Here is a 20,406-nt window from a genome sequence, read left to right on the forward strand (position 1 = left end):
TATTGATAAGGAAGCTGTTATGCCTTCATCACCACCACTTTTCATCAAGCTCAATGAACGCGACAACGTAGCCATCGTCGTCAATGATGGGGGCCTTCCCGCAGGCACGGTGTTCAGCAACGGCCTACGCACTCTGGAAGCTATACCTCAAGGACATAAAGTCGCCTTGGTCGATTTGCCCGCAGAAGGCCCCGTTTTGCGTTATGGGGTTACCATTGGCTACGCCTTACAAGCGCTGCCTGCAGGCAGTTGGGTCAATGAACAGCGTTTGCGGATGCCTGAAGCTCGCACACTCAACGATTTACCGATTGCAACCATCAAACCAGCACCGCAAGCCCCACTCAAAGATTTCACGTTTGATGGCTATCGTAATCCAGATGGTTCAGTCGGCACACGCAATATACTGGCTATCTCCACTACGGTTCAGTGTGTTTCTGGTGTTGTCGACTATGCCGTACAGCGCATCAAGAATGAACTCTTACCGCAATACCCGAATGTTGATGATGTAATCGGCATTGAGCATACCTACGGGTGTGGCGTAGCGATTGACGCGCCTGATGCGATTTTTCCGATCCGCACACTCCGCAATATCACCCTCAACCCCAATTTTGGTGGTGAGGTAATGATCGTCTCCCTGGGATGCGAGAAATTGCAACCAGAACGCCTCCTGCCACCGGGTTCCATTCCTATAACGCCCGAACGCCTGGATACAATCCAGCTACAGGATGAAAAGCATGTGGGTTTCATGAGCATGATTGAATCGATCATGGACAGTGCCCGCACCCACCTGGAACGACTCAACGCACGAAAGCGCGAAACCTGCTCGGCATCCGAACTGATCGTTGGTGTGCAATGCGGCGGTAGCGATGCATTCTCTGGTGTTACCGCCAATCCGGTTGTGGGCTATGCCACAGATTTGTTGGTGCGGGCGGGTGCCACGGTCATGTTCTCTGAAGTGACCGAAGTACGTGATGGGATCGACCAACTGACTGCACGCGCTTCTACGCCGGAAGTTGCTGAAGCCATGATCCGCGAAATGGCTTGGTATGACGCTTACCTTGCTCAAGGTGAGGTTGACCGTAGCGCCAACACCACACCGGGCAACAAAAAGGGGGGGCTTTCCAATATTGTCGAAAAAGCAATGGGCTCCATTATCAAGTCCGGTAGCTCACCTATTACTGGCGTCATATCCCCAGGCGAAAATTTGCGTCAAAAAGGCATCCACAAAGGATTGGTCTATGCGGCCACGCCAGCCAGCGATTTCATCTGCGGAACCCTGCAACTTGCAGCCGGCATGAACCTGCATGTATTCACCACCGGGCGCGGCACCCCATACGGATTGGCCGCATGTCCCGTTATCAAGGTTGCAACGCGCTCGGATCTCGCCCGCCGCTGGCACGACCTGATGGACGTTAATGCCGGACGCATTGCCGACGGGGAGTCCACCATTGAGGAACTCGGCTGGGAACTCTTCCGCCTCATGCTGGAGGTGGCCAGTGGCCGTAAAACCTGGGCTGAACATTGGAAGTTGCATAATGCCTTGGCACTTTTCAATCCTGCTCCGGTAACCTGATTGTCAAGCGGATCAAGAGAGTAGCCACAGACTGGCTACTCTCCGTCGTCATCCACTCGGTCAGCTATATTCCCCCAGATTCTCCCCTCTTTTAAATTCACTCCTTTACTGGCATTTACGCTATTTCTGTTCCAGATTGATAGCGTCGTACATGAATGCACCACCCAAAACCCTCAAGACTATCTCATTCTTGCCTTTGTGCAACACCCCCTCGGGAATTGTGATGGACTCGTTATGATATTGTCCATTCAGCACACTCCCCCTGTAAATGCTTTTATCATTTGAATACGCGATATCGGCAATCTTTTGGCCATTGACCATTACCGCCAGTTTGGGTGATGCCGGCTTCTGTGTACCGGAACTGCTCGTCGAAGCAAACGCCAGATTGAGAATTCGTGTGCCCACAATCTGCTCTTCTGTATAAAATATTTTCCAATCTCCTGGTTGGGTTTGCGCATAATACCAATCGCCATCTGTTTGTTGCCCAACGTTGAACACCAAGTCCGCAGGCACTTGGTCGGCCCAGTCAACATTCCGTGGCTTCTCTGCAAATTTGAACCCGGCTGCAGTTTTGTCCGCAACTCCAATGTGCCATACATACTTTTTGGCGGCAGGAAGATCAAATTCCCCTAAATGAAATCCATTCTGGTCTATCTTGACCTCGTTTTGCAGAAGAATTCCCTGGTCGTAACCTGTTGCGGAATACACGGTCAGCCAGTAGCTCCCCGGACGCACTGCACTGAGCTTAAACGCGCCATTGGTATCACTGACTGTTGCATAGAGGAATCCCAAGGTTTGCATCTCGGGGTCCCCTGCCTGGGGGGAGAGCACGACATTGAATGCTTCGCCTTGACGGTTGCCAAGTTTGCCATCAACAGTAAATCGCTGTAGCGGGTAATTGGCATCTTGAACCCAGGTAAAAGGCCAACGTTTTTTGATGTATTCAGCATGTTTTCTGGCGTCCGAAATCACGCTGTTTGGCGCCCCCTTGTTCAAATAGACCAGCCACGGGCCGTAGAGTTTCTGCCATCCCGGTGGGGCCATCATGTCCGGGGTACCCATATGCGCGCCAGTCATATAATTGAGAACAATGGCGTCCTGGTGCACCATCAGGTCCTGTTTGAGCGGGCCACCCGAATAGTAGTCGTGATTGACCGGGATGAACCACGCGCCATAACCATTGCCATATGCCCCCCAGAATTCATTTTTACGTTGATAATCAACCAGATTGTATTTTGAATAGGCATAGCCATCGGCCAACCGCCAAGTCTCATCCTGGATAAAAGGCATTTTTTCCAGCTCCCCATATAGTGGGGGCTTGCTGCTGCCTTGAAGCGTATACAAGTGATCGAGTATTGCTGGGTTGAAACGATAAATCGTGCGCAGCTCGCTCACCAGTAGTGGTTCACTGTGCGAATTTTTGGCCAGAACATAGGAATACAGCCCTGGTTCACCCTTTTCCATGATCAGGTGGTACTCAAGATCAAGCTTCCCTTGGCGCTCTATCCAGGCAACATGAGCGCGTTCGGGCTGCTGCTCTATTACTTTCAAACTTTCAGGCTGAAAGCGGGTTACCCCTCTGGAGTTGTAATCCAGATGGAAGCTCCGTAAGCGGCTGGGGTCGCGTCCTGCGCCTGATAGTCGATCAACCAGGTTGACTTCATCTGTCCCCACAACCTTGGCGCTGGCATCGGCGGCAAAATCAAAGTGAGCCAGCCCATTGTCAAGTTTTACCGCCATACCCGAAACCGATAAGATGACATCGCCCTTGTCAGCCCATGTAGCGGATGCGGCGCATATTGCGGCCAAGCCGATCAGCAATTGTTTGGAAATTTTCTTCATAACAGTATAAATATACGCGCAAAAGAGGCTTTGCTACGCGAGCAGTTCAAAGTGGAGATTGCTCTCTTTTTCTGCCACAAGAGTTGGCTGGCTGTCGGCAGAAAGTAAAGTGATACCGCTGGGCGAGCTTGGGCATCTCCGGCCTCCGACCCCGCCTGTGCTCAAACTTGCCACCGCGTATGCAAGATCCTTTCATCGGCACAAAGAAACGCAGGTTCTTGATCGCGTACAATCTATATAGAGTCTTTCGCCTCCTATGCAGATGTATCATGTCTACTATTTGCAACCAACCTGTAGGAGTATGCTGCAGTGCACGAAGTGTCGCTTGTGGAGAGCGTGCTGGACCTGATTGAGGACAGCGCACGGCGCGAAGGGTTCAGCAAGGTCAAGAAGGTGGTGCTGGAAATCGGGCAATTGGCCAATGTAGAGCCTGAGGCCATGGTTTTCTGTTTTGACGTTGTCACGCGTGGCAGCCTTGCTGAAGGCGCGCAGTTGGAAATGTTCCCCAGCCCAGGCTTGGCTTGGTGCACAACCTGCCACAACAGCGTTGAGATTGCCAGCAGAGACATGCATTGCCCACTCTGCGGCGGTTACGCGTTGCAGGTGACAGGCGGGACCGATATGCGGGTCAAGGCCATTGTGGTCGAAGATTAGAGCAATGTAATAGAGGATTCTTATGTGCATAACATGCGGCTGCGGGGGCGATGGAGCCACCTTTGATGCAGGTAGTCATGACCACAGTCACGATCATCACAGCCATGCTCCCGGTGTATCGGCGAGCCGCATTGTGGAGATCGAGCAAGATTTGCTAAGCAAAAACAATGCCTTTGCAGAAAACAATCGGCAAAGGTTGGCTGCCCGGGGATGTTTTGCGCTTAATCTTGTTTCCAGCCCTGGCTCTGGCAAAACGACGCTTCTGGTGGAAACCATCAAACGCTTGCAAGGTCGTCTGGCTGTTTCCGTGATTGAAGGCGATCAGCAGACCAGCCAGGATGCCGAACGTATTCGGGCAACGGGGGCTCCGGCGCTACAAATCAACACGGGCAAAGGTTGCCACCTGGATGCGCACATGGTTGCGCATGCCATGGAAAGAATCCCCGTGCCGGAAGGCGGCGTACTGATGATCGAAAACGTCGGCAACCTCGTGTGTCCGGCAGCTTTTGATCTGGGTGAAGCCTGCAAGGTTGTGGTGCTGTCGGTCACCGAAGGCGAAGACAAACCCATCAAATATCCTGATATGTTTGCAGCGGCTTCGTTGATGATCCTCAACAAATGCGACCTCCTGCCCTACCTGGATTTCGATGTGGAGGCAGCAATTGCCTTTGCCCGGCGTATCAATCCTGGGCTTCAGGTAATCCAACTCTCGGCACGTAGTGGTGATGGCATGCAGGAATGGCTTGACTGGATTGAGAAGGGGGTGGTGTCCGCTCAAGCTACACGCCCTGCCTCTGGCTACGTCCGCGTTTCAGGCACCAGCGCACGCTTTCATCGCTAAAAGCAGGCCTACATGACTCAGCCACACCTTGCAGCGCAACGCATTCGCGTCACCGGCTTGGTACAAGGCGTAGGTTTTAGACCATTTGTATGGCGTGTGGCGAATGAGAATGCGCTCTCCGGCTGGGTACGTAACGACGCCTTGGGGGTGGAGATCCATCTAGAAGGAATACAGGGTGGGCTTGAGCATTTCCGGCACGCACTGCTCAGCCAGACGCCCCCGTTGGCCCGCATTGATGATTTGCACATCGCCTCCACGGCGGTCACAGGATGTACCGACTTCATTATTGACAGTAGTTGCCAAGGCGAAGTCCACACCATGATCGGAGCAGATACCGCCATCTGCCCGGCTTGCCTGGCGGAGATGTGCGACCCAACCGACCGACGGTGGCGGCATGCGTTCATCACCTGCACGCATTGTGGCCCACGCTATACGCTGACGCGTCACCTGCCCTACGACCGTGCTCAGACCAGCATGGCGAGCTTTCCGCAATGCCCAACTTGTCTGAATGAATACACGAACCCGGCTCACCGTCGTTTTCACTCGGAAACCAACTGCTGCCCGGTTTGTGGCCCCCAGTTGCAACTCAGAAATGCACAAGGCGACTTGATTCAGGAGGATCCCATCGCAGCAGCACTGGGTTTGATCCAGACTGGCGGAATCGTTGCCATCAAGGGCCTGGGAGGCTTTCATCTGACCTGCGATGCGCGTAACGCTCAAGCTGTAGCCACATTACGCCAGCGCAAGGCGCGTGATGAAAAGCCTTTTGCCTTGATGGCAGTGAACGCCTCCTCGGTCGAAGATTTCGTTCACACCGCCCCTGCAAGTCTTGCGGTGCTGAATGCGCGGGAACGCCCGATTGTGCTTCTGCCCGCCAAGGCGGGGCATGCAACTGCACTTGCCGGCATCGCCCCAGGGCTGGATTCCCTAGGTATCATGCTACCTTATACGCCAGTGCAATGGCTGCTCTTTCATGAAGCAGCGGGACGCCCGAGTGGTTTGGCATGGACTGAGGCGTGGCAACATCTGCTACTGGTCATGACCAGTGCCAACCCTGGCGGAGAGCCGCTCACCATTGCCAATGATGAAGCTTTTGAACGCTTGGGCGCCATTGCAGATGCATTTCTCGTACATGACCGGGACATCCTGATCCGCTGTGACGACAGCGTCGTCCGCCCTATTGGCAGCACACCGCAATTTGTCCGGCGCGCCCGGGGCTACACGCCGAGCCCGATCCAGTTGCCTGAAAACGGGCCTTCCGTACTAGCCTTGGGCGGCTGGCTCAAGAATACAATTTGCATCACCAGAGACAATCAGGCGTGGGTGTCGCAGCATATTGGTGATCTGGATAACGCAGCCAGTTGCAGCTTTCTAGAAGAAACCGTTGTGCATCTGCAAAATCTGCTGGATGTAGAACCGCAGGCAATTGCACACGATCTGCACCCCGATTTTTACTCCACGCGTTTGGCTCAGCAACTTGCCAGGCAATTCGAAATCCCTTGTTTTGGCATACAACATCATCATGCCCACATTGCGGCCATTGCTGCAGAGCATGGGCACACAGGGCCACTGTTAGGATTGGCGTTGGATGGAGTCGGCCTGGGTGACGATGGCAATGCCTGGGGTGGCGAACTCCTGGCACTGCAAGGCCACACATTTCAACGCCTGGGGCACTTGGCCTCTAGCCCTCTGCCAGGTGGAGATCGCGCAGCCCGCGAGCCTTGGCGCATGGCAGCAGCAGCGTTATGGCAAATCGGACGAGGGGATGAAATTGCCAAACGATTTGCAGCCCTCCCCGCTTCCACACACTTGGGCGAAATGCTAAAGCGTGGCCTCAACTGCCCTCCCACCACCAGCCTTGGCCGCTTGTTTGACGCTGCGGCGGGGCTTCTCGGCATACGGACAATCGCCGCCTATGAAGGGCAAGCAGCAATGGAGTTGGAAACACTGGCTGCCCGCCATGACATGTGCGAAGCTTGGCCGGGTTGGACAATCAATAATGAGGTGTTGGATTTCTCTCGTATGCTGGAGCAACTTGCCGATTGGCGGGGCGATACAGCAGAGGCTGCTGCACGTTTCCATGCTACGCTTGTTGCAGGCATCAAAGCATGGGTTTTGCATGCAACATATCAGAGGCAAGAAAATACCATTGCACTGGGAGGCGGGTGCTTTCTCAATGCAATTTTGAGCCGAGACCTGACCACCGAACTCAGCGCTACGGGTTTGAAGGTACTTTCAGCCCAAGCAATTCCCCCAAATGATGGGGGCTTGAGCCTTGGCCAAGCTTGGATCGCCCTGCGCGCTCTGCACGCCAGGAACTAGTAATTGATCACCGAATGGACAGAAGCATTTAAAGCGGAGGTAGCAACAATGTGTTTAGCAATTCCGGCCCGCGTGGTCGAAATACGTGAAGGCGACCACGCTATCGTCGAACTGGGTGGCGTTCGCAAGGATGCGTCCCTGGCTTTGGTCGATGGCGTTTCTGTTGGTGACTATGTCATACTGCACGTAGGCTATGCGCTGCAAAAGCTTGATGCCAAAGAAGCAGAGATTACGTTGGAACTCTTCCGCGAAATCGCCAGGCAACAAGGGGACGATCTGGAGAAAGTGCTGTGAAGTTTGTTGATGAATTCCGTGATGGTGAATTAGCACGCGGTTTGGCTTCGGCCATTGCCAGCGATGTGGATTCGGGCAAAGAATACCGTTTGATGGAGTTTTGCGGGGGCCATACACACGCCATCTCGCGCTATGGGCTGACAGACCTGCTCCCCACAAACGTCCGCATGATTCACGGGCCGGGATGTCCGGTCTGCGTGCTACCGATTGGGCGTATTGACCAAGCTATATCGCTTGCCTTGGAAAAGGGCGTCATCCTGTGTAGCTATGGCGACACCTTGCGGGTTCCAGCATCCAACGCACTCTCACTGCTCAAGGCAAAATCGCGTGGTGCAGATATCCGTATGGTTTATTCCACCCTGGATGCCCTGCAGGTTGCACGTGACAATCCCACGCGGGAAGTCGTATTTCTTGCCATTGGTTTTGAAACTACGACTCCGCCTACAGCAGTCGCCATCAAAACGGCCCAAGCACAAGGGTTGAATAATTTCAGCATCCTTTGCAACCACGTGCTCACTCCAGCGGCCATGCATGCGATTCTGGCAGCACCCAACGGCGTCGCGCTGGATGGTTTTGTCGGCCCTGCGCATGTCTCCACCGTCATCGGCTCAGCTCCCTATGAGCCTTTCCCTGCGCAATACAAGAAACCCGTCGTCATTGCTGGCTTTGAACCACTGGATGTCATGCAGGCCATCCATATGCTGGTTTTGCAGATCAATGAGGGGCGTGCCGAGGTTGAGAACGAATTTACCCGTGCCGTAACGCGCGAAGGCAACACCAAAGCGCAAGCCTTGGTCAATGATATCTTTGAACTCCGTGACGCGTTTGATTGGCGTGGGCTTGGCAGTGTGCCACTTAGCGCATTGCGCCTGCGCCCCGCCTACCAGCAGTTTGATGCAGAAACAAAGTTCAATCAGCCCTACCATGCAGTAGCGGACAACAAAGCTTGCGAGTGCGGCACGATATTGCGTGGCGAAAAACACCCACGTGATTGCAAGATTTTTGGCACCGCCTGCACCCCAGATAACCCCGTGGGCTCCTGCATGGTCTCCTCTGAAGGCGCCTGTGCGGCACACTACACTTATGGCCGGTTCCGCGTTGTAGCCGGATAAATGCCCTATGAATACAGTCAAAGCAAACTACGTGCGCCCTATCGATTTGCGCAATGGCCGGGTGGACCTGTCTCATGGGGCCGGTGGCCGTGCTATGGCACAGCTCATCAGTGAACTTTTTGCCCGCCATCTCCACAACCCCTATCTCGCTCAGGGCGACGACGGTGCAGCTTTGCCTGCTGCGGCAGGTCGGTTGGTGCTGGCAACGGATGCCCATGTCGTCTCGCCACTATTTTTCCCGGGAGGAGATATTGGCTGCCTGTCGGTACATGGTACCCTGAATGATGTAGCCGTCATGGGGGCAACTCCGCTTTACCTGACCGCCAGTTTCATATTGGAGGAAGGCTTCCCTCTGGCCGACCTGGATCGCATCGTCGCTTCCATGGCAAAGGCTTCACGGGATGCCGGGGTGCCTGTCGTCACCGGTGACACCAAGGTTGTTGAGCGCGGCAAGGCGGATGGTGTATTCATCAGCACCACGGGTTTAGGCGTCTTGCGCGAAGGGGTCTCTCTTTCCGGTGCCAACGCCCAAGTCGGCGACGCGATTTTGGTCTCTGGCCGGATAGGCGATCACGGCATGGCCATCATGTCGGTACGAGAAGGTCTGGCTTTTGATGCGCCCATTGTTTCTGACACTGCAGCACTGCATGGCATGATTGGTGAGTTGCTTGATGAAGTGCCCAATCTGCATACTTTGAGGGACGCCACACGTGGCGGATTGGCCGCTACGCTGAATGAAATTTGTCATCAATCTGGCGTTGGCATGATGCTTGAAGAGAGCCGGATTCCGGTATCCCCTACGGTGGAAGCCGCATGCGAACTGCTTGGGCTGGACCCACTTTTTGTTGCCAACGAAGGAAAGATCCTCATCATCTGTCCGCAAGAGGATGCAGAGCGGGTGTTGGCGTGCTTGCAAAACCACCCTCTGGGCAGGGAAGCATGCATGATCGGCAAGGTTTGCGCCGATCCGCATCATTTTGTGCAGATGCGTACAGGCATGGGGGGCTCACGCATCGTTGACTGGATGTCTGGCGACCAGTTGCCACGCATCTGTTAGGGGCAAATTGCGCTCCAGAAAATTAATTATTTCCCCCCTCGCATTCTTCTGTGTAGGGCAGGTACAGACGCAATGGGCTCTGCCATGCGCTCTTCAAGCAGTTCCAGAAATACACGCACCTTGGGGGGCATCAGTCGGCGGGTAGCCAGTAGCGCGTAGATCAGCGTTGGTTCGGGATGCAAATGCGGCAACAAGGGGATAATCCTGCCTGCCGCAATATCTTCACGGCAGTAGTTGCGCGCAAGCAGTCCGACACCCACACCAGCGATCACGCCTTGCAGCCGCATGCCGACATTGGGAGAACGCAAGCGGGACACAGGCTGGAATTCATGAACGTGCCCTTCTGTATCCCGTAGACGCCAAAATGCCTCACCGGGGCTGGTCAAACAGGGCATGGCCGCCAGATCGGCCAGATTTTTGGGGTCGCCCGTTTCCTCAAGCAAGCCAGGCGCAGCAAATAGCCCCCTTCCCACGGTATAAACCCGGCGGGCGACCTGTTCAGAGTCGGGCAAAGCACCCACCTGCAAGCAGAAAACAATATCGTAGTTTTCTACCCTCGGATCAGGCTGGCGAGACGACAGATCGCAGTCTATTTCCAGACTTGGGTAGCGGGCAAGCATGCGGTTGATCACATCCCCCAGGCGCAGCAAGCCAAACTCGTAAGGCGCGCTGATGCGCAGGATGCCCTGCGGCGTATCGTCCTGATTGATCGATTGTTGCAAAGTCTCGTGCAGTCGTTCCACCAAGGGGCGCGTCTGTTCAAGCAAATGCACACCCTCCGCACTCAGTCGCAAATGCCGCGTACTGCGCTCGAGCAGGCGCACACCCATCTGCGACTCAAGGCGCCGAATGGTACGGCTGACCGTTGATTTGGGTAGATCCAGGCGCTGGGCCACACGGGTCATGTTGCCCGCCTCGGCTACTTCAAGAAAAAGCGCCAGATCATCAAGTTTGATTGTTTCTCTCATGCAACAAAGTGTTCATCCAGACCCCGTTATTGTAGGCAAAAAATCTACGTAAGATAGGTCTATCTGATTGCTATTTTGAATGCCTGTCGCCATGTCTCATCATCCCCTGCCCGCTCATGAGGTGCCTCGCTGGCTTGGCCATGTGATGGGATTGGTCACAGCGGTCGACTTTCTCTCAAGCCTGAGCGTATTGTTGGCCAGCAGCGAGATACGCGGCGGAATATTCGCCTCCCCCAGCGAGTTCTTGTGGATTCTTACCGTGTACGCGGCGGCGGGGATGAGCATCATCCCCTTGATCGAAAGGGCGGCAAGACGTTGGCACTATCGTAGCCTGATGGCGGCTGGCATCGCGCTTTTCATTGGCGGTGCCATCTGGGCTGCAATGTGCGACAGCCTTGGACAGATGATTTTTGCGCGAATTGTGCAAGGGGTTGGCGGCGGCGGGCTCTTCACCATGTCGCGGGTGTATTTGCAGCTTGCAGTCCCGGCAAAGGAACGCCCTGCTCAACTTAAAGGCTATATGCTGGGAATCTTGGGCTCCACGGCGCCCATGTCCTGGCTCACCACAGAATTGGTACAAGATTATGGTTGGCAGGCAGTCTTCGTACTGCAAGCCGTTTTCGCCTTGTTGGTTCTGCTGCTGGTGTTGTTGTATTTGAAAGCAGAACGTCATACCCCACGTTCATTGGGCGATCTGGACTGGCCCATGGCCTTGAGCTTTTCCCTTGGAATGCTCTTGCTGCTCCACGGCCTCGAAGACATGGAGCTATTGCGCCTGGATGCCCATCAGATTCTGATGTTCATCGTTGCGTTAAGCATGCTGGGCTTTGCTATATGGCGCATACATCAGCATCATGACCCCCTGCTTGATGCCAGAGTCATCAATGGGCGGCGTTATATCGCTGGGCTGGGGTTCTATTGCCTGTACTACCTGATCAATGGCGCAACTTCCTATATTTACCCCTTGTTTTTTGCGGGTGGCTTAGGCTTGCCGCTCACCACCACAGGGGGCCTGCTCTCGTTTGCCTCCTGCGCCACAGTTGTATTGCTGCCACTCTATTTCGCACTGGCTCCAAAACTAGGGGACCGGCGTCGTGTGATTGCAGCAGGTTTCGCCATTGCCGCGATTGCCTTGATCTGGATGGGCACCCGAGCCAGTAGTACAACCGCCTACCAAGCCCTGCTGTTACCCATGGCGCTCAAAGGCATTTTTCCTATTCTGGGAGTCATTCAGATTGCGGGGCTGACTTATAAAGAAGTTCCGCATGAAGACTTCGCCCACGCCTATGCGCTCAAGAATATTGTGCGGCAACTCTCAAACGTGTTTGCCGCAGGCTTGGTCAGCCAGCACTGGCAGAGGCTGAGCGCCGAATACCGCAATGTACTGGTGCAACGCATCGACATATTCAACCCTATCTTCACACATAGCCCCTATGCGCAGGATAGTTCCACCTTGCAACTACTCTCCACCCAGATCGACCAACAGGTCACTGTGCTCGTGGGGAATACGCTCCTGATGGACGTGGCAATACTCTGCCTAATCGGAATTCCGCTGGTCTTGTTGCAAAAACGCCTGCATTGAGCAGGCGTTTTATGGGGCAGCTTTATGACTGGCCTATCAATGCAAGAAAACCGGCTTCATCCAGTACCGGGACACCGAGTGATTCCGCCTTGACCAGTTTGGAGCCTGCGTCTGCACCAGCAACCACATAATGGGTTTTCTTGGAAACCGAACCGCTAACCTTGCCGCCGTGTTGCTCAATAAGCGCACTGGCTTCATCACGACTCATCGTTGGCAGCGTACCCGTCAGCACCAGCGTTTTTCCGGCCAAAATCCCCTCGGTAGAGCTTGCCGCAGCAGGTTCGCTCTCAGGCCAAGTCACTCCGGTGCTGCGCAAAGCCTGTATGACATCCTGATTGTGCGTTTCAGAAAAAAACTGCACGATGCTTTGGGCCACCACAGGGCCAACATCTGAAACCTGGAGCAAGACGGCCTCATCGGCGACCAGCAGGGTTTCGAGTTTACCGAAGTGCCGAGCCAGATCCTTGGCCGTCGTCTCCCCCACGTTGCGAATCCCCAGGCCAAAAATGAATCGCGCCAGCGTAGTTTGCTTACTCTTTTCGATGGCCTCGCAAAGATTCTGCGCCGAACGCTCACCCATGCGTTCAAGCTGGCTGAGTTTCTCGACGGTCAGCGCATAAATATCCGCAGGCGTTTTGACCAGATCGGCATCCACCAGCTGATCCACTATCTTGTCACCCAAGCCTTCGATATCCATGGCACGGCGATGAGCAAAGTGCAGCAGCGCCTGTTTGCGTTGTGCCTGACAATACAATCCACCCGTGCAGCGCGCCACCGCCTCGTCTTCGCTCTTGGCAATATGCGAATCGCAAATCGGACACGCTGTTGGCATAATAAACTCACGCTCACTGCCGGTACGCTTTTCGGGCACAGAGGCAACCACTTCAGGGATCACATCCCCTGCACGGCGGACAATCACCGTATCTCCAATCTTCAGGTCTTTGCGCCGGATTTCATCTTCGTTATGCAAAGTTGCATTGGTAACAGTCACCCCCCCCACGAATACCGGCTTGAGGCGAGCCACTGGGGTGATCGCCCCTGTGCGGCCAACCTGAACTTCGATATCAAGCAGTTCCGTCAGTTCTTCCTGTGCAGGGTATTTGTGAGCAATCGCCCAGCGTGGCGCACGCGACACAAAACCCAATGTTTCCTGCAACGCAAAGCTGTCGACTTTGTAGACCACCCCATCAATATCAAACGGGAGCCCATCACGCTGCGCCTCAATGCTGCGGTAATAACCAAGTAAGCCGTCAGCGCCTTGCACGGTAGCCCTCAGTGAGCAAACCGGAAAACCCCACTTGCTCAAGGCTGCCATGGTCTCGCTATGAGATTGGAGCGCCGCCGCGCCTTCCAGGCGAACCACCGAATAGGCGAAGAAACTCAGGGGGCGTTGTGCTGTAATGCGGGAATCAAGCTGACGCAGGCTGCCTGCGGCAGCATTGCGCGGATTGGCAAAAGTCTTTTCCCCACGGGCGGCTTGGCGAGTATTGAGATCAGCAAAGTCCTTCCGGAACATCAAGACTTCACCACGCACCTCAAGCACGCTGGGTAAATCGTCCCCTTGCAGGCGCAAAGGGATGCCGCCAATGGTGCGCAGATTCTGGGTAACATCCTCACCACTCATCCCATCGCCACGGGTTGCCCCTTGAACAAACAAACCATCCTGATAGATCAGGGTGATGGCCAGGCCATCGAATTTGGGTTCAGTGGCGTAAGTAAGGTTCTCTTGCTCCAAGCCTTCACGACAACGCCTATCAAACGCAATCAGGTCTTCTTCACTGAAGGCGTTGTTGAGCGAAAGCATGGGCACCGCATGCGTGACTTCTGAAAACTCTGGTAGCGGCGCCCCCCCTACGCGTTGCGTAGGGGAATCTGGCCGGATCAATTCCGGGTGCGCCAACTCAATGGCTTGCAGCTCACGAAACAGGCGGTCATATTCCGCATCCGGCACCGAAGGGTTGTCGAGTACGTAATATGCATGCGCGTAGCGGTTGAGCGTGGCACGCAAAAACTCGGCACGCTCCTGATCTTGACGGGGAGATGAATTATCCATCCGCCGATGATAACCGAGAAGAATAGCTAGGCAAACAAGCGCAGCGCCATCGGGCTACCGGCAGGAATTGCCTGACGCTCCATCTGCAATTCGAATTGATATATCTGGCTACGGATCAGGCTGATCGAGCGTTCAGACAAGGGGACATTGTTGTCGTCCACCAGCACGCCATCCAGCGCATCCGCCAGATGCTGGGCAAATGCGATCATCCGGTCAAAGGTATGTGCGGGGTTGAGCGTGCGCGGAATATCCAGACTCAATACCACGCCTTTTGACTGAAGATGCCGCAACTGTTCTGGTGTAAATGGCAATGGCTCCAGATTGGTAAGCGTGAATTGCACATTCCCCACTTCATCGCGTTGATGATAGGCACCATCCGAACCCAATACCAAACCAGCCGCTTCGGCCAAACCGCGCAATTTGGTCCCTACAAAGGGGACTGAGCTTGCCACCAGATTGATGGCGATCTGGATGTCCACGTCTGAGCAGAATTTATCCAGGTCCCCTGCGCGTTGCAGCACCTCGGCACGCTGCGGCAATCGGGGAACAGCCAGGAACTGGTCGCAGACACGCTGCAACTGCGTATAGAACCGCTCCAGTTCATTGTTGGCGATGCAGCCCTGGCGGTCTGCCAATTGCAGCGTAACCTGGGCACGGTTCAGGCTTCCAGGAGTATGGGCATCAATCTCGATCCACTGGTTCTCGGCATCATCCCAACCATACCAGTGCAAGGACCGGGCAAAGCCGGACATGACTTCAAGCTGAGCAGCAAACAGCGCAGAGCATGACACCCCTGCTGGCGCATCGATTGCCACAACACAGTCGATCATATGCTCGTCGCCGGGCAGCTCCGGCTGTGTAGCACGAGCAAGCACCGGGCGTGGCGTGTTCGCCGTGCCCGCACTTGCCATTCCTGCGGCCGCAGGGCTCCGTGGCAAACCAGGCTCCATGCGCCCACCGGGAGCAGGGGGAATGCTGGGCTCGCCGTTATCATCAAGCAGCACGTCGTGGTGCGTGGAGCGGAAAGCCTGTTCTGCGTGCTTGCGCGAACGACGATCCTGATAAAAATTGAAAATCAGCACGCCAACAATTGCCAGCACACCAAGGCAAATCAATCCAAACTGCAATTCATTTCCAGACATCATGGGTGGTTGCTTTGCTGTAATTTATACGCATGAAACATTTCGCTGATTATCGCATTATGCGGCCACTGGTTGGGCAAGCTTAAGCGCTTCTTCCATATCTACCTCAACCACGCGTGAAACGCCTTGCTCCTGCATGGTCACACCAACCAACTGTTGCGCCATCTCCATCGTAATCTTGCTGTGGCTGATGAACACAAACTGGGTGACTGCAGACATGTGTTTGACCATGTCGCAATAGCGCTCGGTGTTCGCATCATCCAACGGCGCATCAACTTCGTCCAGCATACAGAAGGGCGCAGGATTGAGCTGGAACATTGCAAACACCAGCGCGATGGCCGTCAATGCCTTCTCACCGCCAGACAACAGGTGGATGGAAGAGTTTTTCTTCCCTGGTGGGCGGGCAACGATATTAACCCCAGAGTCCAGAATTTCTTCGCCAGCCAACACCAATTGGGCTTCGCCACCGCCAAACAGACGAGGGAACAGTTCACCGAAGTGGCGATTGACCGTCTCATACGTGGTTTTGAGCTGCTCGCGGGTGTCCTTGTCGATCTTGCGGATTGCGCTCTCAAGGGTATCAATGGCCCCCATCAAATCTTCGTACTGCGCATCTAGGAAGCGCCTGCGTTCCCGGGCGGCCTCCAGTTCGACCAGTGCAGCAAGATTAACTGGCCCCATCTCGGCAATCTCGCGTGTCAGGCGTGAAACTTCCCGGCTCAGGCTGGTTTCCTTCACATCCGCCATCACTGCGGGTTCCAGCGCAATAACGTCCGCTCCCAGCTCACCCAGGCGCTCCCGTGCCTGATCACGGGCAAGCTCCGCAGCCTGGCTTTGCAGGCGCATCTCGTTGATTTTATCCCGCATGGGCCCAAGCGCCTGGTCAAATCGCACCCGATTTTCTTCGAGTACGCGCAAACGCTGTTGTGCTTCTTCCAACTCTTCACGACGGGCGTTCAGAGCCTCTTCACGTTGATGACGCAAATCCAGCGCTGTCTGCAAAGCGGTTTGAACCGAGCCTTCATCCAAGGAGCCTTGTTCCTGACTCAAACGTGCCTGCTCAACTGCATTCTTTTCACGCTCACCCACCATCAAGGCAAGGCTGCGCTCTATATCCCCAAGCTTGACTTCGCTTTCGCGCACCGCAAACTCGGCCTCCTGGCGTTGCCGCTGAATGCCCGCATGGGCTTCCCGCACGGCGCGCAAGGCCTGTTCACTTTCATCGACTTGCCGCTGTGCATCCTGAACCTGCTCGAAGAACAGTTCCATCTGTGCTTCGGCTTCCGCCCCGGCCAGTTCCGCCTCAGCCTGATGAGCTTGCTCCAGGGTTTCTTGCGTGGCCAGTTCTGCCACCTCACGCGCCAATTGAGACAGGCGCTCCTCATGTCGGGCCTGTTCCTGTTGGGCTTTGACGAAATCAAGCGTGCGCTCATGTAGACGGGCTTGCGCCTGTTTGACACGCTGGCGGGATTCAGCCTGCTCATCCTGCAACGCTCTGAAGCGTCTGTCAGCCTCGGCAAGTGCCTCTTGCGCCAGTGCCAGCGCCTCTTCGGCTGGCACCAGTTCAGCTTCCAGTGCATCGATCTCCCGTTGTCGTTCAAGCGCGCCATGTGTTCGCGCATCCGGCGCAAACAGCGTCAAGGCACCCACTGACAAAGCCTGCCCGCTCCGGCTCACCAGAGTTACGCCAGGAGGAAGGTTCTGCCCGCTTTGCAGCCAGGAGTCCAGATCATCCACCGCGTAGAATCCGTTGAGCCAGTAACGCAGGTGCATCGCAATATCTTCACGCTCACAACGAACCAGACTAAACAGACTGCGTGCGGTGAAATGGGGGGCGGAAGGCGGGGGCACATCTTCCAACGGACGCAAGAGCACTATATTGGCGGGGCTGGCCTGTGCCAGACTCGCAGCAATATGCGCATCATCCAGTGGCCCCAACGCGGCTACCCGTTCCCGCAGAATGGATTCAACCGCCAACTCCCATCCGGCCTCCACATGCAGGCTCTGCCACAGAGGCGATGCGCCGTCCAAGTCCTGCGACTTCAGCCAGTCCCCCAGGTCCCCTTGCCCTTGCAGGCGTGCCTGCAAACCACGGAGCGCATCCAAGCGGGCATGGCGCTGGGTCAGATCCTTGCCTAATTGCTCAGTCTGCTGGCGAACCTGCCGCAAGTGGTCCAAAGCCTGTTCGCTCTGTTCCTGCAAAGCCTCGCAACGGGCTTCTTCTTCGTGCTGATGGGCGCTGAGCCCGGCCACTTCACCTTCCAGTGTTGCCAGGGCTTCCTCGTCCGCAGGATTCAAGCCCTGCCGCTCACCCTCCAGGCGCTCCCGTCGCTGAGCCAGACTCTCCAGCGCACGAGCGCTGGCAGTACGTTTGGCCTCAGCCACCCGAACTTGCTGCTCTGCCTGGGCGTGACTACGGCGGCGGATTTCCAACTCTTCACGCGCTTGTTGCCAAAGTGCCTCAGCCTCAGGTACGCGGAATTCGCTCTCACCCACAGAGTCTTGAACCACCTCTAGGCGCCCCAGCGCAACAGCGCGGCGTTCTTCCCAAACAGCCTGTTCCTCATGCAACCGGGCTTCACGATCCCGCCACTGCGCCTCTTCGGCCAGCAACTGTGTGCCACGTTGGCTTAACCGGGCATGGGTATCGCGCAAGGTCTTGATTTCGCTCTCAACACGGGAAACTTCAGCGGAAATGGCGTAAAAATCCCGTTGCGCGGCGTTAAGCGCCTCACTGAGTACCTGCTGATGCTCACGCGCCACGATGAGTTGATGATCCGTTTCATGCAGGCTGGCACTGGATGCCTCAATGGAGGCAGCCAGATTGATCACAACATCATGAAGCTTTTCCAGTTCCTGTTCGGCCTGGGTGTGCTTGAAACGCCAGAGCAATACCTGGCGCTGCCCCAGGCTTGAAGATAGGTCTTTGTAACGCCTAGCCAATTCAGCCTGACCAAAGAGACGATCAATCTGTAGCCCCAACTCAGCCCGGATGTCCTCTACACGGGCAAGGTTGTCGCGTGCATCAGAAAGCCGCCCCTCTGTCTCGCGGCGACGTTCCTTGTATTTGGTGACACCTGCAGCTTCTTCCAGAAAGGCCCGTACATCCTCTGGCCGAGCCTCGATCACCCGGGAGATCATGCCCTGCTCAATGATCGCGTAAGCACGCGGCCCCAGGCCAGTCCCCAGGAACAGATCAATCACATCCTTGCGGCGCACCCGTACATTGTTGATGTAGTACTCGGAGTCCCCATTGCGGTCGACCACCCGCTTGACCGAAATCTCAGCATAGGTTGACCACTGCCCTGCGGCGCGACCATCAGCATTGTCGAACACCAGTTCCACGCTGGCACGCGAAACCGGTTTGCGCGTGTTGGAACCTGAGAAAATCACATCCTGCATGGATTCGCCACGCAGCGCCGAGGCGCGGGATTCCCCCAACACCCATCGCACAGCGTCGATCAGGTTGGATTTGCCACAGCCATTTGGGCCGACGATGCCTACGAGTTGGCCCGGGGTCATGACTACCGTCGGATCTACGAAGGACTTGAAGCCGGCGAGTTTGAGTTTTGAGAGTCGCACGTCAGCTACAGGGTGAATCAAGAAATTGAAAAAACCGCCGGATTAGCGGGTCGGAGAGTCCCGACAGGCGGGCTATAATACCATCCCATTGCCACAGGCTTCCCCTTCACTGACTGCCGGGCAGGCATAATACCTGCTGGAACTGATACTCATACCATCATCGTGAATCCCCGCCTCGATCTACTTCACCCCTACCCCTTTGAGAAGCTGCGCAAGTTGTTCGCTGGTGTCACGCCTGCCGAGCAGCGCCCTATCCGCCTGTCGATCGGGGAGCCGCAGCATGCCACACCTGCCTTGATCACCCAGGCTATCAGCGATTCGTTCGCTTCGCTCTCAGCCTATCCAAGCACCACAGGTAATGACGCGCTAAGGCAAGTCATCGCCGAATGGCTGAAAAAGCGCTATGCCCTGAAGTCCCTGGATTTTGCCACCGAGGTCTTGCCGGTCAATGGTTCGCGTGAGGCCTTGTTCTCCTTTGCCCAAGCGGTGATTGATGGTTCCAAACAGGACGCGCTTGTGGTTTGCCCCAACCCCTTCTACCAGATCTACGAAGGCGCAGCACTGCTGGCAGGCGCACGTCCGGTATTTCTCAACCAGACGCCGGAAAACGGTTTTGGCTTTGACTGGGATTCGCTCGGTGACGCCTATTGGGCCAGGGTACAACTTCTATACATCTGCTCCCCCGGCAATCCGACTGGAAGGGTGATGAGCCTGGATGAATGGAAGGCGTTATTTGCACTTTCCGACAAATATGGCTTTGTGATCGCTGCGGACGAATGCTATTCCGAGATTTATTTCGACGAGTCGCACCCTCCTCTCGGTGCGCTGGAAGCCGCACAGGCCTTGGGGCGGGATGGCTATCCCCGCTTGGTCGTATTCTCCAGCCTATCCAAACGCTCCAATGTGCCGGGCATGCGCTCTGGCTTTGTGGCCGGGGATGCAAAAGTGCTGGCGGGTTTTCTGCGCTACCGTACCTACCATGGGTGCGCCATGGGTGGGCCGATCCAGGCTGCCTCCGTTGCTGCGTGGTCAGATGAAGTGCACGTACGCGAAAACCGCGCACTGTATCGTGCAAAATTCGAAGCCGTTGTCCCCATCCTGCAACCTGCGCTCGGCACCACGATGCCTGATGCGGGCTTTTACCTGTGGGTACGCGTACCAGGGGGCGATGATGCGGACTTTGCCTGCCGTCTTTTGGAACACGCCAACATTACGGTTCTACCGGGCCAGTTCCTGGCTCGGGAAGCCCGTGGCGTCAACCCTGGTCAGGGATTTGTGCGCATCGCGCTGGTGGCCCCAGTGGCCGAATGCGTGGAAGCGGCACAACGCATGGCCCGCTATCTGGACTAACTTGCAACCGCACGAAAGTTAGTCTTGTTTTCAC

At 55.6% G+C, this 20,406-nt stretch carries 14 protein-coding genes; 9 read left to right on the plus strand and 5 right to left on the minus strand.

Translation table 11 applies throughout. From position 1 onward, the window contains the following. The first annotated feature begins 19 nt into the window (after positions 1–19). Positions 20–1,573 carry a galactarate dehydratase gene (garD, locus tag B145_RS0106865; RefSeq protein ID WP_033406562.1) on the plus strand — a complete coding sequence of 518 codons (1,554 nt, stop codon included), beginning with the start codon at positions 20–22 and terminating at the stop codon, positions 1,571–1,573. A 120-nt stretch (positions 1,574–1,693) separates the two neighbouring features. Here garD and B145_RS0106870 read toward each other — a convergent pair whose 3' ends face one another. Then, positions 1,694–3,415 (minus strand): polysaccharide lyase family protein, encoded by a 1,722-nt coding sequence (locus tag B145_RS0106870; RefSeq protein ID WP_018606159.1) that lies wholly within the window; start codon positions 3,413–3,415, stop codon positions 1,694–1,696. Positions 3,416–3,724: 309 nt separating this feature from the next. On the opposite strand from B145_RS0106870, the gene hypA reads away from it, so the two are divergent. The 6 genes from hypA to hypE are packed head-to-tail and all read left to right on the plus strand — an operon-like array spanning position 3,725 to position 9,695. Then, positions 3,725–4,069: a hydrogenase maturation nickel metallochaperone HypA gene (hypA, locus tag B145_RS0106875; RefSeq protein WP_018606161.1), complete on the plus strand. Its 345-nt coding sequence runs from the start codon at positions 3,725–3,727 to the stop codon at positions 4,067–4,069. A gap of 22 nt (positions 4,070–4,091) precedes the next feature. Next, complete coding sequence (gene hypB / locus B145_RS24685; RefSeq protein ID WP_018606163.1) at positions 4,092–4,910, plus strand: hydrogenase nickel incorporation protein HypB; 819 nt, start codon at positions 4,092–4,094, stop codon at positions 4,908–4,910. A 12-nt stretch (positions 4,911–4,922) separates the two neighbouring features. Beyond that, positions 4,923–7,232: a carbamoyltransferase HypF gene (hypF, locus tag B145_RS0106885; protein ID WP_018606165.1), complete on the plus strand. Its 2,310-nt coding sequence runs from the start codon at positions 4,923–4,925 to the stop codon at positions 7,230–7,232. Positions 7,233–7,280: 48 nt separating this feature from the next. After that, positions 7,281–7,526: a HypC/HybG/HupF family hydrogenase formation chaperone gene (locus B145_RS0106890; protein WP_026258901.1), complete on the plus strand. Its 246-nt coding sequence runs from the start codon at positions 7,281–7,283 to the stop codon at positions 7,524–7,526. After that, positions 7,523–8,638: a hydrogenase formation protein HypD gene (gene hypD / locus B145_RS0106895; RefSeq protein ID WP_018606167.1), complete on the plus strand. Its 1,116-nt coding sequence runs from the start codon at positions 7,523–7,525 to the stop codon at positions 8,636–8,638. The genes B145_RS0106890 and hypD overlap by 4 nt, the downstream gene beginning before the upstream one ends. Positions 8,639–8,645: 7 nt before the next feature. Next, positions 8,646–9,695, plus strand: a complete 1,050-nt coding sequence (hypE, locus tag B145_RS0106900) for a hydrogenase expression/formation protein HypE (protein WP_018606169.1) — start codon at positions 8,646–8,648, stop codon at positions 9,693–9,695. Positions 9,696–9,721: 26 nt separating this feature from the next. On the opposite strand, the gene B145_RS0106905 is transcribed toward hypE, so the two are convergent. After that, positions 9,722–10,663, minus strand: a complete 942-nt coding sequence (locus tag B145_RS0106905) for a LysR family transcriptional regulator (RefSeq protein WP_018606171.1) — start codon at positions 10,661–10,663, stop codon at positions 9,722–9,724. A 91-nt stretch (positions 10,664–10,754) separates the two neighbouring features. Here B145_RS0106905 and B145_RS0106910 point away from each other — a divergent pair, with 91 nt between their 5' ends. Beyond that, positions 10,755–12,245, plus strand: a complete 1,491-nt coding sequence (locus B145_RS0106910; RefSeq protein ID WP_018606173.1) for an MFS transporter — start codon at positions 10,755–10,757, stop codon at positions 12,243–12,245. A 22-nt stretch (positions 12,246–12,267) separates the two neighbouring features. Here B145_RS0106910 and ligA read toward each other — a convergent pair whose 3' ends face one another. The 3 genes from ligA to smc are packed head-to-tail and all read right to left on the minus strand — an operon-like array spanning position 12,268 to position 19,022. Then, positions 12,268–14,298: an NAD-dependent DNA ligase LigA gene (gene ligA, locus B145_RS0106915; RefSeq protein WP_018606175.1), complete on the minus strand. Its 2,031-nt coding sequence runs from the start codon at positions 14,296–14,298 to the stop codon at positions 12,268–12,270. A gap of 26 nt (positions 14,299–14,324) precedes the next feature. Next, positions 14,325–15,443 (minus strand): cell division protein ZipA, encoded by a 1,119-nt coding sequence (locus tag B145_RS0106920; RefSeq protein ID WP_018606177.1) that lies wholly within the window; start codon positions 15,441–15,443, stop codon positions 14,325–14,327. Between the two features lie 54 nt (positions 15,444–15,497). Further along, on the minus strand, positions 15,498–19,022 hold the full coding sequence (gene smc / locus B145_RS0106925) for a chromosome segregation protein SMC (RefSeq protein WP_026258904.1): 3,525 nt from the start codon (positions 19,020–19,022) through the stop codon (positions 15,498–15,500). Between the two features lie 162 nt (positions 19,023–19,184). Here smc and dapC point away from each other — a divergent pair, with 162 nt between their 5' ends. Beyond that, entirely contained in the window at positions 19,185–20,372 is a 1,188-nt protein-coding gene (dapC, locus tag B145_RS0106930) for a succinyldiaminopimelate transaminase (RefSeq protein WP_018606182.1), read from the plus strand. Positions 20,373–20,406: the final 34 nt, after the last annotated feature.

Source organism: Uliginosibacterium gangwonense DSM 18521, assembly GCF_000373965.1.
In the GTDB taxonomy this organism is placed as follows: Bacteria; Pseudomonadota; Gammaproteobacteria; order Burkholderiales; family Rhodocyclaceae; genus Uliginosibacterium; species Uliginosibacterium gangwonense.

What these genes read in the sequence shown, in the direction of transcription:
- garD (WP_033406562.1), top strand. Translation starts at nt 20, where the DNA reads ATGCCTTCATCACCACCACTTTTCATCAAGCTCAATGAACGCGACAAC.
- B145_RS0106870 (WP_018606159.1), bottom strand. Translation starts at nt 3,415, where the DNA reads ATGAAGAAAATTTCCAAACAATTGCTGATCGGCTTGGCCGCAATATGC.
- hypB (WP_018606163.1), top strand. Translation starts at nt 4,092, where the DNA reads ATGTGCATAACATGCGGCTGCGGGGGCGATGGAGCCACCTTTGATGCA.
- hypF (WP_018606165.1), top strand. Translation starts at nt 4,923, where the DNA reads ATGACTCAGCCACACCTTGCAGCGCAACGCATTCGCGTCACCGGCTTG.
- B145_RS0106890 (WP_026258901.1), top strand. Translation starts at nt 7,281, where the DNA reads ATGTGTTTAGCAATTCCGGCCCGCGTGGTCGAAATACGTGAAGGCGAC.
- hypE (WP_018606169.1), top strand. Translation starts at nt 8,646, where the DNA reads ATGAATACAGTCAAAGCAAACTACGTGCGCCCTATCGATTTGCGCAAT.
- B145_RS0106905 (WP_018606171.1), bottom strand. Translation starts at nt 10,663, where the DNA reads ATGAGAGAAACAATCAAACTTGATGATCTGGCGCTTTTTCTTGAAGTA.
- B145_RS0106910 (WP_018606173.1), top strand. Translation starts at nt 10,755, where the DNA reads ATGTCTCATCATCCCCTGCCCGCTCATGAGGTGCCTCGCTGGCTTGGC.
- ligA (WP_018606175.1), bottom strand. Translation starts at nt 14,298, where the DNA reads ATGGATAATTCATCTCCCCGTCAAGATCAGGAGCGTGCCGAGTTTTTG.
- B145_RS0106920 (WP_018606177.1), bottom strand. Translation starts at nt 15,443, where the DNA reads ATGATGTCTGGAAATGAATTGCAGTTTGGATTGATTTGCCTTGGTGTG.